10 protein-coding genes are annotated in these 14,508 nt (G+C 60.5%); all 10 read right to left on the reverse strand.

Translation table 11 applies throughout. The annotated features are described in order from the left end of the window. Positions 1 to 56: 56 nt before the first annotated feature. From AQ981_RS04825 to tagH, 10 genes are read right to left on the reverse strand one after another with little or no spacing between them, the layout of a single operon-like run. Entirely contained in the window at positions 57 to 1,463 is a 1,407-nt protein-coding gene (locus AQ981_RS04825) for a VasL domain-containing protein (RefSeq protein WP_058910613.1), read from the reverse strand. A 40-nt stretch (positions 1,464 to 1,503) separates the two neighbouring features. After that, positions 1,504 to 5,025: a type VI secretion system membrane subunit TssM gene (gene tssM, locus AQ981_RS04830; RefSeq protein WP_058910614.1), complete on the reverse strand. Its 3,522-nt coding sequence runs from the start codon at positions 5,023 to 5,025 to the stop codon at positions 1,504 to 1,506. Between the two features lie 28 nt (positions 5,026 to 5,053). Next, positions 5,054 to 6,454 carry a type VI secretion system protein TssA gene (gene tssA / locus AQ981_RS04835; protein ID WP_058910615.1) on the reverse strand — a complete coding sequence of 467 codons (1,401 nt, stop codon included), beginning with the start codon at positions 6,452 to 6,454 and terminating at the stop codon, positions 5,054 to 5,056. A 9-nt stretch (positions 6,455 to 6,463) separates the two neighbouring features. After that, on the reverse strand, positions 6,464 to 7,108 hold the full coding sequence (vasI, locus tag AQ981_RS04840) for a type VI secretion system-associated protein VasI (RefSeq protein ID WP_058910616.1): 645 nt from the start codon (positions 7,106 to 7,108) through the stop codon (positions 6,464 to 6,466). Beyond that, on the reverse strand, positions 7,105 to 7,905 hold the full coding sequence (locus AQ981_RS04845; RefSeq protein WP_058910617.1) for a helix-turn-helix domain-containing protein: 801 nt from the start codon (positions 7,903 to 7,905) through the stop codon (positions 7,105 to 7,107). Before AQ981_RS04845 ends, vasI begins: the two co-directional genes overlap by 4 nt. Beyond that, positions 7,902 to 10,508: a type VI secretion system ATPase TssH gene (gene tssH / locus AQ981_RS04850; RefSeq protein ID WP_058910618.1), complete on the reverse strand. Its 2,607-nt coding sequence runs from the start codon at positions 10,506 to 10,508 to the stop codon at positions 7,902 to 7,904. Before tssH ends, AQ981_RS04845 begins: the two co-directional genes overlap by 4 nt. Beyond that, the gene (gene icmH / locus AQ981_RS04855; RefSeq protein WP_058910767.1) at positions 10,505 to 11,260 is read right to left on the reverse strand and encodes a type IVB secretion system protein IcmH/DotU; all 756 of its coding nucleotides are present in this window, start codon (positions 11,258 to 11,260) and stop codon (positions 10,505 to 10,507) included. The genes tssH and icmH overlap by 4 nt, the downstream gene beginning before the upstream one ends. Before the next feature lie 26 nt (positions 11,261 to 11,286). Further along, complete coding sequence (gene tssK, locus AQ981_RS04860) at positions 11,287 to 12,636, reverse strand: type VI secretion system baseplate subunit TssK (RefSeq protein ID WP_058910619.1); 1,350 nt, start codon at positions 12,634 to 12,636, stop codon at positions 11,287 to 11,289. Between the two features lies 1 nt (position 12,637). Beyond that, a complete protein-coding gene (gene tssJ, locus AQ981_RS04865) occupies positions 12,638 to 13,180 on the reverse strand; it encodes a type VI secretion system lipoprotein TssJ (protein ID WP_058910620.1) in 543 nt (180 codons plus the stop codon). Continuing rightward, complete coding sequence (gene tagH / locus AQ981_RS04870) at positions 13,177 to 14,490, reverse strand: type VI secretion system-associated FHA domain protein TagH (RefSeq protein WP_121500614.1); 1,314 nt, start codon at positions 14,488 to 14,490, stop codon at positions 13,177 to 13,179. The genes tssJ and tagH overlap by 4 nt, the downstream gene beginning before the upstream one ends. Between the last annotated feature and the right edge of the window lie 18 nt (positions 14,491 to 14,508).

Here is a 14,508-nt window from a genome sequence, read left to right on the forward strand (position 1 = left end):
ATGTTTCCGGCACGGTGATTGATCCGGAGAAATACCCTATTATCCGCTCAGAATATTCACTCGCGTATCAGCCGATAGTAGCGTCCACTCAACATATTCCAGCGTTCATTGAGCTGTTTAATTAATAGCGCCGGCGCCGGTTCACCATTACGGGTGGCGGCTTCAAGCTGGCGTAATAATTCTTCCAGCGGAACATCCGTCGTCAGCGCGCTTTGCATCTGGTATACCGCCGTTTTCAGATACGAGATGGTCAACCCGCCGCGCACCCGCTCCTGTTCCAGCAGCTCCTCATTCAGGCGCTTCAGCCGCTGGTGAACAAAAAAGTAGCCGCCGTCCGGCAGCGGTGTGGTGTCGGAAAGCTGGGTCATCACCTGCCAGCGCGCGGTTTCCGCGTTCAGTTGCCCATTGTCCGGCCAGCGCTGCCGGGCCTCAGCCACCGACTGCTCGCCGAGCGCCAGCGCCATATACGGCGGAACGCTGGCCAGGCGATTGAGCTGTTGGCCATAACTCGCAGCGTCCGGCTGAGCCAGCCACAGCAAAGCAGCGCCCAGCGGTTGCTGCGCCACTTCCTCCAGTTGCGCCTTCAGCGGCATGACATACCAGTAAGCAGCCACCGCCGCCACCGCCAGACTGCTGGCCACGCCGAGGAAAAATGCCGGGAAACTCCAGCGCCCACCGCCACGCGCCGGCGTAACGGTTTTATCCGCAGACGGTACTGTCGCCTGCACCTCAGTCAACGATTCCGGTTCAGAGATCTGCGCCCGGGCGGGGTCAACGATATCAACGGCGACAGACTGCGCCTCGTCCGGCGTATCGGCATCCGCTTCCCGCTGCGCTGGCAATTCCGCCGCCGATATCCGCGGTGGCTGTCCCCCCTCGCCCGGCATCCACACCAGAGTCTGGGTCGGGGCGCGCGGTGCGGTATCGTCTTTCTCCCGCTCAACGCGCCGCCCGGTGTTCTGGATAAAAATCAGCAGATTTTCCACCCGCGGAACCCGGCTCAGCGGCGCCTGCTGGAGCTTGTCGTGAATCAGTTGCAGCGCCCGCTCCGCGCGGTAAAGCAGGCGCAGGCTTTTGCCGTCAAAGGTCATGGCGCGCAGGGCATTGCCGGCTTTGGCGTTGAACCAGTCAAGAATATCAATCTGCGCCGCGTCATTATCCGGCCAGCATCGCTCCCATTCCGCGGTAATAATGCCAGCCATTAATTCACACCCTTCGGTGAATCCGGATAGCCCCGCCAGTTTGATACGCGCCAGCGCGTAGTAGGCCGCGGTCTGCAAATCCACGCCGTTGCGGCGAAACACAGTCAGCGCCAGCGATTCAATCGATTTCCAGTTCACCTCAGGCTGCCTGGGGTGGCTCACTTTGTTAATCTCCTGCCTTATCGCCTCGAACTCCGCCATGTGGCGGGGATCGCTGCCGATATGCATCAGGATATTATTCACCTGTTCACTCACTGTCATTCATCCCATCAAAGCCCGGCGGCTCCCCGCCGGGATATGGTCAGTACAAGGTTTCCGGCAGATGGAAGCGGCTGAACAAACCGCCGGAGAACGGATTGTCGGAGGCATCAACGTGGACACGGTAAATCATGTACCCGCCATCAACGTTGAAACGCACGTTGAACGATCCGTCGCTCACGCTGGTTAGCTGCCCGGAATTAATCAGCCGCAGTTGCGCCCACGGGCCGCTGAAGCTGATGCTGCGCGGCGCCTTATTGCCGGCATCCGGCACCAGCGTCAGCTTACTTTCAACCCCGGCGCGCATTGAGTTCGGCCACACCAGGTGAACGGTCCGGCCGCGACCATGGGCATATTCAAGCAACTGTCCGTCCATATTGAGCACGCTGCGCCGTTTACCGGACGAAAGTTCCAGCGTTTCAATGGCGTACTGGGTGCCCAGACCGTTCTGCGGCGTAAAGAAGGTATCGCGGATCTTCTGGGCCATCTCCAGTTGCTGGCGGATGTCATCGCGAATCAGCGCCTGGCCGTCGCTACCCCAGGTCAGTTCGTTCTCAATGAACTGCCGCAGATTTTGCTGATAGAACGCGTCCAGGGTACCGCCGGGTTTAAAGAAGCGTTCAAATTCGCTGAGCGGCGCGTCTTCCCGGGCGTCCGGCGCGAAGGGATAACGACCGGCGAGGTGGGTCTGCCAGGGTTTCACCACCGCATTGCCCCACTCGATTTCCAGATACTGGATAGCCTCCAGCATCACCACCCGCCAGGCCTGTTCCGCCAGTTGCCCCACCCAGCGTCTGAGAGGGTCAGGCAGATTTTTGGCCATTTGCTGAACGGCGAAAATCGGATCGCTACTGTTCTCGTTAAGGCGCATCTGTACCGCTTTCAGCGCCGATTTCCCCGGGGTCGGCGAATTCTGGATCGCCAGCAGGTAGCGGTGCAGATCGGTCAGTTTCTGATATACCCCCGGCAGAACGCCGCTGCCCTCTTTCTGCTCCGCCAGCACGCCGTTTTCCGGCGCGAAATCGCGGCTGATGCGGGCCAACAGGCGGTAGTCCTGAGTTTCTAAAAACTCCTGGCGCGCTTTGTCGGGTAGCCCTTCGGGCAGCGCTGGCGCCTGGGTGTTATCACGCAGGGTTTGCAGCGCGCGGCGGAACACCTGATCGCCGCTAATCACCTGCTCTAACGCGCTGATCACCTGCTGCATCTCATCAAATTGTTGAATTTCCAGATTGCTCAGCGCCGCGCGCCACGTCGCGGTGTAATCGCCAAGATATTGCTCGGTGATATGGCGCTGAATCTCTTTGCGATCCGCTTCGCTGTACTGCACATCTTGCGTCAGATTGAGCACCCAGCTGTCCATCGCCGTCAGTTCCACCAGCCCGTCGCGCTGCTTCACAAAGTAGTTTTTCAGGCCGTAACTGGTCAGAAGCTGGGGAATGCGTAGCAGCTTTTCGTCGCTGGCGGCGAAGACTGCATCAAAGTTAGCGCCGATTTGATCGCGCAGGTTGAGATCCGACAACAGTACCTGCTGCGCCCTGGCGCGCAGGCTCTGGTAGACGCGCTGGTAAATCGACAGTTTGCTGAGTTCACGCTGGGCGTCGCGGATCGGCTGTACATACGGCGAAAACGAGCGCGTTGCCTCTTGATCGCCCCCTTCACGGCGCCCGCGCCAGTCGGTATGGTCCAGCGCATAACCCAGGTGGCCCATCAGTTGGGTCTGCAAACTGTTCTGGCCATTAAAACGTTCGCTCCAGCGTTCGGCCATAAACTGTTCGATAAGCGGTTTGTTGCGCCCGCTACCATCTTCCAGCATGCGCATAACGCGCAGAATATTCAGCTTCTCTTCGCTACCCGCCGGCGCTGCATTCAGCGCTTTGAGCAGCCCGCTCATCAGGGCCGGCAGGTAACGCTGTTGCAGCAGTTGCAGATAGGTGTCTTCCACGTAAGGGCCAATTTTATAGCCCTGATATAACCCCATATCCGCAAGGAACAGATTGCGATCGTGGTAGTCGCCATAGGCCAGGGTGGCCTCACGAATCGGGTTAAGCAGCGGCAATTGCAGGTTGCCGTAGTTATCGGTCTCCTCGGGCGGCGGTATTTCAAGGAACGATTTCGCCTGCGCCAGCACTTCCACGCCGGCGCGGTAGTTCACGCGATAGTAGTGATGCCAGCCGTAGAACAGACACACCACCACCACGCCGCTCACCACGCTGTACAGCGCCAGGCGCCGCCGGGCGTTATCCAGCCAGACGCTGTTTTCACCGGCCAGATTAGGCTCCGAGAACAGCACCCGGTCGAACAGGGCATGGGTAAAATACGGCTTACTGTCGCCCACCGGCCAGGTCGGGAAGGCCTGAGTGCCGAGATGATATTGCGCCGCGGAACTCTGTACGAACAGATCGTCCATCTGCCCACGCTGACTGGAGGAGGTCAGATACACGCCGCGCAGCAGCGGCGGACTCTCATTATGGAACACAATGCCGTCGAGCAGTTGTTCCACATATTCATGCATGCCGCGCATCTGGCGCACAAAGCTGAACAGCGGGCTGCGCTGGCTGCCGTCGACATCATTGATCATCATGCCCGGCAGCGCATCGTTCATCTTATTGACCCAGCGCTGCCAGAAGGTATCCAGCTCCTTGCGCCACGCCCCGGCTTCAAGGGAAAACGTCACGCCAAGTACCGATTCGCGGCGCGCTTTGTCCAGCGACTGGAACATCGCGTCAAAACCGTAGAAGAGGTCCATATGCGTTAACACCACGTAGACCGGTAACTGGCAGTGCAGGCGCAAACGTAAGTCCTGGAGCCGCTGGCGCATCACCGCCAGCCAGCCGTCACGCTGCGCTTTGTTGAGGGTCATAAATTCGCCGATATCGACGGCCAGCACAACGCCGTTCAGCGGCTGGCGGGTGCGTACTTCGCCCATCCAGTCCAGCAGATCACGCCACAGGCGGCTGAACCGCTCCGGTTTTTCGGCATCACTGTCTACAGGCTGCTCAATCAGCAGGCCATCGACATCAATCAGGATAGCCTGCTCCCCGGCCAGACAGCGAACATACACCTCCGGAGTCGTTTCGCCTTTCATTTTTTCCGGCGCGTACAGCGGCGCCAGCTTCTGACCTTCGCGCAATAAGGTGCTCTTGCCGCTGCCGCGCCCGCCGATCACCAGATACCACGGCTGCTGGTACAGGTAGCGGCGGCTGTTGAGATGGCGTTCAAGATGCAGCAGCCAGTGCGTCAGGTAACGGCGCTGATAATGAATATCGCCGCTGACCGGATCCTTCACCTCTTCGCGCGACAGTTTCTGCAACCGCTCCAGTTGCTGAAGGCGGCGCAGAATGCGCAGCGTCAACCATCCCAGGGCAATCAGCACCAGCACCGCCGTCAGCAGCCAGCGGCTTAACGGCGTGGCCAGCGGTTTCTGCTCGCTGACTTCCCATTCCGGCCCCCACCACCACACCCAAAATATCGCCGCGCACCAGGCTAACGCCAGCAGCAGCATAGCGGAGGCTTTAAACCTCGGAAGAGCAGGTTTTAGCACACGAAAAAATCCCGGTACTCTCATTGGTCAATGCTCCTGTTCCATTCCATGGTTATCCTTCACTGTGCGATTGTTGTGCTTCCAGTTCCCTGATAAGGTCTGGCTCCCAGTTGGGGAGCGAGATTTCCTGGGCTATCTGATAAAGATGTTGATAACTCTGCACGGCCAGCGTCTTCATACCGGCTTCTTCCAGCAGGCGCGCGCCAAGCATCTGGCAGTAAAAGCGACCACGCGGATTTTGCTGCTGCGCCAGCCGGTCGATTTCAAGTAGCGCCGCCGCCAGCCCCTGCTCTTGCCAGCATTGCCAGACCGCTTCGCTGTCGATATCCATCTGCGCCTGGAGCGGGGCGGCGCTACCGCCCTCTGTTATCTCAGCCTCCTCCGCCAGCCAGGCGCGGGCGGCATCGGATAAAAACGGCGTGCGATCGGTAAAACTCAGGCTCTGCAGCAGCGGCAGGCGCTGTAAAAACAGCCGTAACTCTTCGCGAATCGCCTCCGCGACCCGCTCATAGCCCAGCGCCACGGCGATAGCCGCCGACAGCCGGTGGCCTTCGAACCAGAACGGCGCCAGCACCAGACTCTGCTCCACCTGTTGCCACAGCGCCCGGTCGGGGTTCGCCGCCGCGGCCAGATACTCCGCCAGTCGATCGGCGGAAAACGCCGCCAGCGACGTCCGGCCATCCGCCTGTGCCAGCGGAGCGCTGGTGATGCTGTGCCATAACGCATTGCGCCGCAGCCGGTAGCCCAGCGGGTTATCCGGCTGCCGTTCGCAGAGAATGTCCGCCATCTGCAACTGTGTCTGGCGCCAGGCCTTATCATCGGAACTGTCGATTTCCAGCGTGGGCTGCGCGGCGACGGCGGGCGCCGCAGCAGGCTGCGGCGACGCGCTTTGCGGCGCTGCCGCTTCCACCACCGCGCCGTCCGGCTGCCGCCGGTATAACACCCCGAGCGCGTCCGCCTCTCTGGCCAAATCTTTTTCCGTCGCCTGCCACAGTTGCGCCAGATGCGCCAGCTCGCCGAGCACTTCCTGGCGCTGATCGTGGTCCGCCAGCCCAACAAAACTGTTCGCCGCGCTGGCGAAACGCTGTATCACCTGGCGCGCCAGGCGGCGTTTCATCACCAGGTTATCCGGCCAGGCCGTCTCCCAGCAGGTTTTAATCCAGGCGCACAGTAACTGCAGCGCCAGAATCACCTCCTGGGGCTGGCCGGCATGCTGCAAAGTACGCAGCAGGTGCACCACCAGGCGAAAATCTTTACTCTCCGTGGACAGCAGCAGCAGGATCCGCCGCTGTACCTCCGGGATATTCAGCGAACTGTGGCTGAGCGCTCCCAGCCGCACCATTTCGCCGTCAATAAACTCCCAGTGCGGATTGTCATCCGCCAGCCGGGCGCCGATTTTCTCTTCCGGCAGCGGCGCCGTGAGCTTGTCCAGCCATTCATGTTGTTCGCTCATGCCCGCTCCTTACCAGTGGCACGCCGTGCGCAGGGGGTCTATTTCCTGCGCCAGACCGCTGATATTAAAGACCAGCCGCGAAGCGTCTCCGGGCAGGCTCAGCGTCAGGCGCTGAGCGCCGAACAGCTGTTTGATTTCTTCGATTCCCGCCAGCCCGCGGCTCGATTCCAGCAGGAAGCCGTTCTCACGCACAAACCAGCCGACGCTGATGCGCCGGTTCTCGGTGGCCAGCGAAACCGCGCCGTCTCTCTCGCGCACCGGCATCGTCAGCGCAACCTGTAAACGAGTGATGTTGTCGACGCAGCTGAACATCAACACCGGGCGCGGCGGCGCAACGCCGATCGCCGGCGTCGTCAGTACCACCTGCGGGTTGTCGCCGCCGCTGTGGGTGACCAGAAATGCGGTTTCGCGATCGTCGCGCTGCGCTTCCTGAGCCATCGCCCGCTGCCACGCCACGCCGGCCTGCGCCGGTGCGGCCGGCGTCGCGCCGGTCGGAGCGGCCAGCGCTTTGTCATAGCAGTCGAGGCGCAATAGCGGCGCCGGCTCGCTGCGGCAGGCCTGAACCGCCGCCAGTTGCGCGTTATCATCCGCCCACAGCGGTGCCGCCATCAGCAAGCCAACACCGCTCAGCGCCAGTAATACCCGCGTTCTCATAGGTTGCCCTTGTATTTCGCCAGCTTGTAAGTCAGGGTGCGGGGAGACAAGTTGAGACTCATCGCCACGCGCTTTTTATCGGCGCCGAACTGACGCAGGCGCTGGGTCAGCACCTGGTACTCAAATTTCTCCAGCGCGGCCTGCAAATCGTCGATTTCGCTGTAATCATTGGCGACGCCGGAAACGCTGTTCGGGGCGCCGCCGGCGCTGAGCGCCGACAGTAGTTCATCGAGCTGTTTTTGTTTCTGCTGTTGAACCTGAAACACGTCCTGAATCTGGCGCAGATGGCTGCGCAACTGATCCAGTTCAAGGATCTTTTTCAGCCGGTGCTGAAACAGTTCGCAGCTCAGCGTAAACAGGCTGTTCGGCTTGTCGCACTCTTCCGGCTGACGGCTGAAAGCGGCAATCACCCCACATGCCGCGGCCTGGTTATCAAACACCGGCCTGGCGTACAGGCCGCATTCGCCGGGCAGCTCGTAGACGAAATGCCGAAAGCGCGTCTCTTCAATACGCACCCCGCGATGCAGCGTCTGCCAGGTCGTGGCGACGCCGTTGCGCAAAACCTGAATCAACGGGTGATTCACATCGTAGACACTCACCATAAAACGCTGCACATCGATGCCGCGCGCCCCGGAAACGGCGTAACATTCCACGCGCTCCTCGGGGCTGTTAATCATTCCCACCATCAGGGCATCGAAGTGGGACAGTCGCAGATTTAGTTCTAAAAAGTTGAATACCAGTTGTTCCCGGGTGTTACCGTCCAGTAAAGCCAGTACGCTTTTTAGCCGTTTCCTCATACGCTCACTTCCACCTGTGCTTTAAAGGCATTGTCTTCGGTAAAAAGATGGATGCTGTCGATAGCCTCTCCGGCCGCCATATGCTGCAACAACAGCAGCGACAGCGGCGGCATCAGCGCGCCGTCGATCACCGATTCCAGCATGCGCGCGCCGTTTTCCGCGCGGGTGACGCGGCGCATAATCTCCCCGGTTACCGTCTCATCCACCGTGACCGTGGCGCCGAAGCGCTGAACCAGCAGGTTTTCCAGCCAGCCGAGCTTGCCGGCGATGATCTCGCGCAGGGTATCGCTGCCCAGCGGCATAAACGGCACCACCTCCATACGCGCCAGCAGCGCCGGCTTAAAGAAATCCGCCAGCACCGGATACAGGGCATCGTGTAGCTCATCCTGCCTGTCGACGTGATCGACAATGGTCTGGTAGCCAAGGTTAGAGGTGAGGAAGAACACCACGTTTTTACAGTCGATCACCCGCCCTTCGCCGTCGGCCAGCTCGCCTTTATCAAAGGCCTGGTAAAACAGGTTCAGCACATCCGGGTGAGCTTTTTCCACTTCATCCAGCAGTACCACAGAATAGGGTTTCTGACGGATGGCTTCGGTCAGTACCCCGCCTTCGCCATAGCCCACGTAGCCCGGCGGTGAGCCGATCAGCCGCGAAACGGTATGTTTTTCCTGGAATTCCGACATGTTGATCGTCGTCAGGTACTGGCGTCCGCCGAACAGCACCCGGGCAATTTGCAGGACGCTTTCGGTTTTCCCGACCCCGCTCGGCCCCACCAGCAAAAACGCCCCCAGCGGCCGGCCGGGGCGGCGCAGATCGGCGCGCGCGGTCAACAGATGCTTGTGCAGATGGGCAATCGCCAGCGACTGACCGCGAATCACCTCCCCAAGCCACGCCGGCAGTTCGGTGATGGTGGTCATCTCATTTTGCGACAGACGGTTCAGCGGCACCCCCGTCCATTCGGCGATGACCGCGGCGATTTGCTGCCTGCCCACGTGAGGCGAAACCAGCGTCCGCTCTTTTTGCAGGCTATCCAGAGCGCCAGTCAGCGCCGCCAGCGCCACCACCTGCTCCTCATCCGGCGCGTCCTCCCGGGCCAGCAGTTCGGCCCGCAGCGCAATCACCTGCGCCACCAGCGCCTGCTGTTCGCGCCAGTCGTTTTCCAGGGCACTGAGAGCGTCGCCCGTCGCCGCCAGACGCTGGCGCAGCGCCTCAAGATGGTCTTTATCGCCCGGCAAACCGATACGCTGTTCGCGTTCCAGTTGGGCTATCTCCTGTTCGAGCTGGTGACGCTCCGTGGTCAGCGCCGACACTTCGCGCGGTGGGGAGCTCAGGTTGATAGCCACCCGGGCGCAGGCGGTATCAAGCACATCGATAGCTTTGTCTGGCAACTGGCGCCCGGACAGATAGCGTTCGCTCAGGCTCGCCGCGGCCTGCAGCGCTTCATCGTCGATCAATACGCTGTGCGCTTTTTCATAGGCGCTACGCAGCCCGCGCAGAATCACCGTCGCCTCGCCGGCGGTGGGTTCCGCCACTTTGACTATCTGGAAACGACGCGACAGGGCGGCATCTTTTTCGAAGTATTTCTTGTATTCACTCCACGTGGTGGCGGCGATGGTCTTCAGCTCGCCGCGCGCCAGGGCCGGTTTCAACAGGTTGGAAATATCCAGACCGCCCTGCTGGTTACCGGCGCCGATCAGGGTATGCGCCTCATCGATAAACAAAATCACCGGATCCGCCGACTGGATGGCCTCGGCCATGATCCCCTTGAAGCGCTTTTCAAACTCGCCCTTCACCGCCGCGCCGGCCTGCAGAGCGCCGAGATCCAGCGTCATCAGGCGCGTATCGCGTAATTTCTCCGGCACCTGCCCGGCTACTACGCGTATCGCCAGCCCCTCGATCAGAGCACTCTTGCCGACGCCAGCCTCGCCCACCACAATGGGGTTATTTTTACGGCGCCGGCACAGGATATCGATCATCAGATCGATTTCATTATCACGGCACAGCACCGGGTCCAGTTTCCCTTCCCGCGCCGCCTGGGTCATATCGGTGGCAAAACGCGCCAGCAGGCTTTCATCCCCGGCTCGGGCGCCCGGCGCGCCGGCGCGCGCGCTGTCATCGGCCACCGGCGTTTCCGCCGACTCCTGGGTCCAGACGTCAAATTCATCCTGAAGCAGCGCCCGGTTCACCTTCACCAGCAGTTGCACCACGCTGGCCGGCAGGTAGCGCTGCGGGGAGTGCAGCAGCGCCATCAGCATCACGCCGCTGCGCAATTGCGTATGACCGAATTCCACAGAGGCCATCAGCCAGCTATCTTTCAGCCACTCCACCAGCAGAGGGGAAAACGCCGGGTAAGAAGCCGCCAGATGACGGCCGCCGGACGCCGCCTGATCGAGCAACTCCCGCAGCGCCGTCACATCCACTTCCGCGCGGTTGAGGATCAGGCGGACATCGCTCAGCGGCGTGTTCACCATTTCCAGCAGCACCATCGGGACGGTAATCTCGGCCTCTCCGGCGTTGACGCACTGCGCCGCCGCGCTTTCCAGCCCGTGCCGGGCGACGGGATTAAGCCGGTTGACCAGGGTCGGCAAATCAATAGCAATCATCGTTTTCCCCCGCTCAGTAAGCTGTTCAACTGATGCAAAATGTCCTGGGTCTGGATATTCAGACGCAGTAAATAGAAGAGATAAATCGCCGCCAGTAGCCCCAGCGAGCCGATCAACAGATGTTTCACCGTCAGCCGGCCAATCAGCCGGTAGCTGCCGCGCGCCGTATCTGGTCCCTGATACAGCAGCGGCTCTGCGCCGTCCGGGCGCATCTGCGCTATCACGTTGTACAGGCGACGAAACAGCCGTTCGAACTCATCGGCATGCTGGGCCGTGACTTTGTAGCGGCCGCGGAATCCAAGGCAGAAACAGAGGTAGATAAACTCCAGCAGATCGCGGTAGCGCTGGGCTTCGCCCATCAGGCGCTCCAGCAGCACGTAAACCTTTTCCCCGCCCCAGGTTTCGTTATGGAAGCGCACCAACAACGACTGTTTCAGCCAGCCGTTCTCGCTGTTCCAGCCGTGGCCCAGCGCCGCTTCATCAATAAAGGTGCACAGCACATAGCGAAACGAGACAATCGCCCCCGGCTCGTAGCCCTGGGTTTGCAGGAGTTGTTCTATCGACTGCACGTCCGCCACCACCTGCTGATACAGCTGGTCCGGCAATGCCTGGCTGTTCATGGCTTTTAAACGCAGCACCATCCCGAGTAGCGGCGTCGCCGCGTCAATCATCGGATTCAGGCTTTCGCCGCGCAGCAACAGCTGATAATGGCGCGTATTCACTCCTTCGCTGCCCGACAGCACCTCGGCCATCGCATCGCGACTCAGTATCTCGCTGGTCATCCATTCCCCCTTATGGCCCAGAACTGCATATCCAGTTCAGGGAAATCGCCGGACACGTGGAAGGCGATGGCATTCCCCTGCTGAACCTCTTTCCAGGCCGGGCTCTGCTTATCGAGCATGAAGTAGGTGTAGCCGGAGTGGTAAGGCAACTGGCGCGGCGCCGCCGACAAAGCCACCAGCGGCACGCCCGGCAACTGGACGCTGACCAGATCGCGAATGCGCTCCAGCGAGGTAATTTTGGTTTGTTGCATAAACTGCCGGCGCAGCTGTTCCTGCGGAATCTGCGCCCGGATAGCCAGCACAAATTCGGCGCTCTTGAGCAGTTCCTGCTCGTTGATGGTCGCCACCCGAATACCGTGCGAGTGCTGGCGCAACTGAATAGAGATGGCGCGCGGCGTCAGGACGGTACTGAGCGCCTGGCGCATCATCAGGATCAGCGGATGGAAGGTCTCGGTCAAATTGTCATGATCGTATACCGGAAAAGCGCCGGGCAGCCGCGACTCATCGGTGAAGGTCATCAGCTCGCCGCACCCCTGCACCAGATGCAGGTAAAAGGTTTCCGGGTGCAGGACGTTCTGATAAGCCAGATGGGTGAAAATCGGCTGCAGGCGGTTAAACAGTTGCAGCATCATAAATTCCGCCACATCGGCGATGCCCTGCTGTTCCGGCGATCCGATACGTTCGGAAAGCATTTTGGCTCTTTCCACCAGCGTACCCTGTACCTCATCCATAAACAGACGCAGGGGCGAAGAGACATTGATATTCAGGCAGGTGGGCATGAAATCCTCATCCAGCACCAGCGAGCCATCGTGACGCTTTTCGCGGATGCGGCACACCGGCAGCACCGTCCAGGCGCTCAAATCCTCATGCCCCTGCATCAGGCGCGGCGCCAGTTGTGCCAGCGCCAGCGAACTGACATCGCCATCCGGCGAGTGTAAATCGCGCACGCTCAGCGGCGCTTCCCGGTAGCGCGCCCGCGTCGCCGCGCCGCCTTCCCCGGAGCCTATCTCATTGATGCCGTCATTAAGCAGCGGCAGCGCCAGATAAATATCCCGGCTGCCCGCTTCCGGCGTGCTGCCGATATCCAGCGGTTGCGGTTGAAAATCCTGATGGGGGAGGTCAAACAGCGTACCGTCCGGCATGATGCCCTGGGCGGAGTCGATGCCAATGCGGCCCAGCTTCAGCAGCTCGCGATTGAGATGCAGAGCATGGAATCCGTAGCCATAGCGTTTCAGCATGTCGAGACGCGAATCGAGCTGGTAGTCGTTATGACGCTGCTGCTGCTGAAAATGCTGGGGTTTGACAAATAACCCTTCGCGCCAGATAACCCGGTTTCTGGTCGGCATCTCAATCCTCCTCCTTCTGTAATTCAATTTCCCTGGCGCGCACGTGAACCAGCAAGTGGTAAGCGCGCCCCATGCCTTTCACCTTGATAATTTTTTTCCATTCGGCAATGTTTTCATCGGCGTAATAAACGATGACCCCGATGTACTGGTTCTTCTTCTCCAGTTCGATGGGCTCCAGCGGCTTAAACTGACCGGGAAGCAACGTGTAATCCTGGTGATCGATGTAGTTTTTACCGAGGATGCTGGAAAGATCGCTCTCTTCGTCGTTGAGTTGATCGAAATCGGCGGCCAGCAGTTTTGAATCCTCGCTCAGGTAAACCAGTTGCAGATTGACCGGCGTCGCTTCGTCGCTTTCGTTTTTATTGATGTCCGGCTCCGCCAGCAGCGTTATCCTGACCACCGAAGGCTGATCGGCGGTGGAGCCCACCTGGATATCCGGGTTGGCCAGCACCTTGCCGACTTTGCGCGCCGTGGTACAACTGCTCAACAGCGTCACGGCCAGCAATACCGCCGCTACCCGAAACAGCAAGCGCCCCGGCGTCATCGCCCGCTCTCCTGCTGCCCCTTGCGCAGCGCCCGGTCATAGGCCTGTTCATAAACCTCTTTAAACAGCTTCTCGAACCCCTGCTGGCGGCTTGAGGCCAGCTCTGCGTAATAGCTGCAGTACATGTTCCACGCCCAGGCCGGATCCATTTCGTCGCGTTCTGAACTGCGCCGGTACTGGGCAAAGCGCGCCATCAGTCCCTGGGGCGAGAAGGCCTCGAGCATCACCGCCAGCGCCTCGCCGATGGCCTGCTGATTGGCCTGATAATGTAAACGCATGTTATGCAGGCTTTCCGCCACGGCCTCCGGCGCCGACAGATGCACCGGACTTTTACCTTCGGAAAACAGTACGTTGAGCGTGGCGGCGTAATCCATGTTCAGGCGCAGCGGGTTATCCTCCAGCGGGCGCAGATGTTTATCCGACAGCGCGTCCTGCTGGCGCTGCAAATCCAGCAGCCCGCGGATCGTCGCCTGCAGCGTGCGGCCCACCTCTTCAAGAAAATCGTGCGCCTGCTGGCTGTCGGTCATCGCCAGAGGCGCGTCCAGTCCGCGCATCAGCGGCGTCACCGCGACATGGCGCTGCGACATCTCCTCCTGCCGCGCGCCCCCCTCCATCCTGGCGAGGTAAGTACTGATTTGCGGCAATTCTATAAATTCCTGATCCATGGTTCGGTCTCTGGCATTATCAGACAGGGGGCTGGCATCAACGGTGGGGCGGAGCAGTGTCCTGAGCAGCGGCTCTTCGCCGTCATCCGCCGCGCTGATACCCGGTTGGGTAAGATTTTCATGCTGCAGCACCTGCAGCGGGTCCTGCGACCAACTATGGGCGACGGTTTGTTCCAGCGCTGGCGCGGAAATAGCCGGGCCGGCGCTATTGCCCCCCTCTTCCAGCAGCGCGTCCAGCGGGTTACTGTCGCGCGCCACCAGCGATTCCGGCGTCACCTGCAGGGGATCGCGAATCTCCCCGCCGTCGAGATTAATGAATACCTTCATGGTCAGCAGGCCGGCGCCGATTTCATCTCCCTGCTGCAGGCGAATAAACCCAATACCGTCTTCGACCGGCGCCCGGTTAAGCAACAGCGGCTCGCCATGGGCCTGCAGACAAAACGCGCCATCGCGCCAGGCGATGGTAAAGTGAGAGGCGGCAATGTCCCCGGCGCTGTCCTGAATGCGCCAGGCGCCCAGTTCGCCGCAGCCGATGCGACCGCCCTCGGCGCCGAACAGGTGGCTGGCGTCGCAGCCGCTTTCAAGTTGATTACTGTTGTTCACCCGCAGCAGGAGTGAAGGACCGTTTTGTTGTGTATGGTTCATCATTCAGTTCCTCTTTCC

The organism is Entomohabitans teleogrylli (assembly GCF_001484765.1).
In the GTDB taxonomy this organism is placed as follows: domain Bacteria; phylum Pseudomonadota; class Gammaproteobacteria; order Enterobacterales; family Enterobacteriaceae; genus Entomohabitans; species Entomohabitans teleogrylli.

What these genes read in the sequence shown, in the direction of transcription:
- AQ981_RS04825 (WP_058910613.1), bottom strand. Translation starts at nt 1,463, where the DNA reads ATGACAGTGAGTGAACAGGTGAATAATATCCTGATGCATATCGGCAGC.
- tssM (WP_058910614.1), bottom strand. Translation starts at nt 5,025, where the DNA reads ATGAGAGTACCGGGATTTTTTCGTGTGCTAAAACCTGCTCTTCCGAGG.
- tssA (WP_058910615.1), bottom strand. Translation starts at nt 6,454, where the DNA reads ATGAGCGAACAACATGAATGGCTGGACAAGCTCACGGCGCCGCTGCCG.
- vasI (WP_058910616.1), bottom strand. Translation starts at nt 7,108, where the DNA reads ATGAGAACGCGGGTATTACTGGCGCTGAGCGGTGTTGGCTTGCTGATG.
- AQ981_RS04845 (WP_058910617.1), bottom strand. Translation starts at nt 7,905, where the DNA reads ATGAGGAAACGGCTAAAAAGCGTACTGGCTTTACTGGACGGTAACACC.
- tssH (WP_058910618.1), bottom strand. Translation starts at nt 10,508, where the DNA reads ATGATTGCTATTGATTTGCCGACCCTGGTCAACCGGCTTAATCCCGTC.
- icmH (WP_058910767.1), bottom strand. Translation starts at nt 11,260, where the DNA reads ATGGCCGAGGTGCTGTCGGGCAGCGAAGGAGTGAATACGCGCCATTAT.
- tssK (WP_058910619.1), bottom strand. Translation starts at nt 12,636, where the DNA reads ATGCCGACCAGAAACCGGGTTATCTGGCGCGAAGGGTTATTTGTCAAA.
- tssJ (WP_058910620.1), bottom strand. Translation starts at nt 13,180, where the DNA reads ATGACGCCGGGGCGCTTGCTGTTTCGGGTAGCGGCGGTATTGCTGGCC.
- tagH (WP_121500614.1), bottom strand. Translation starts at nt 14,490, where the DNA reads ATGAACCATACACAACAAAACGGTCCTTCACTCCTGCTGCGGGTGAAC.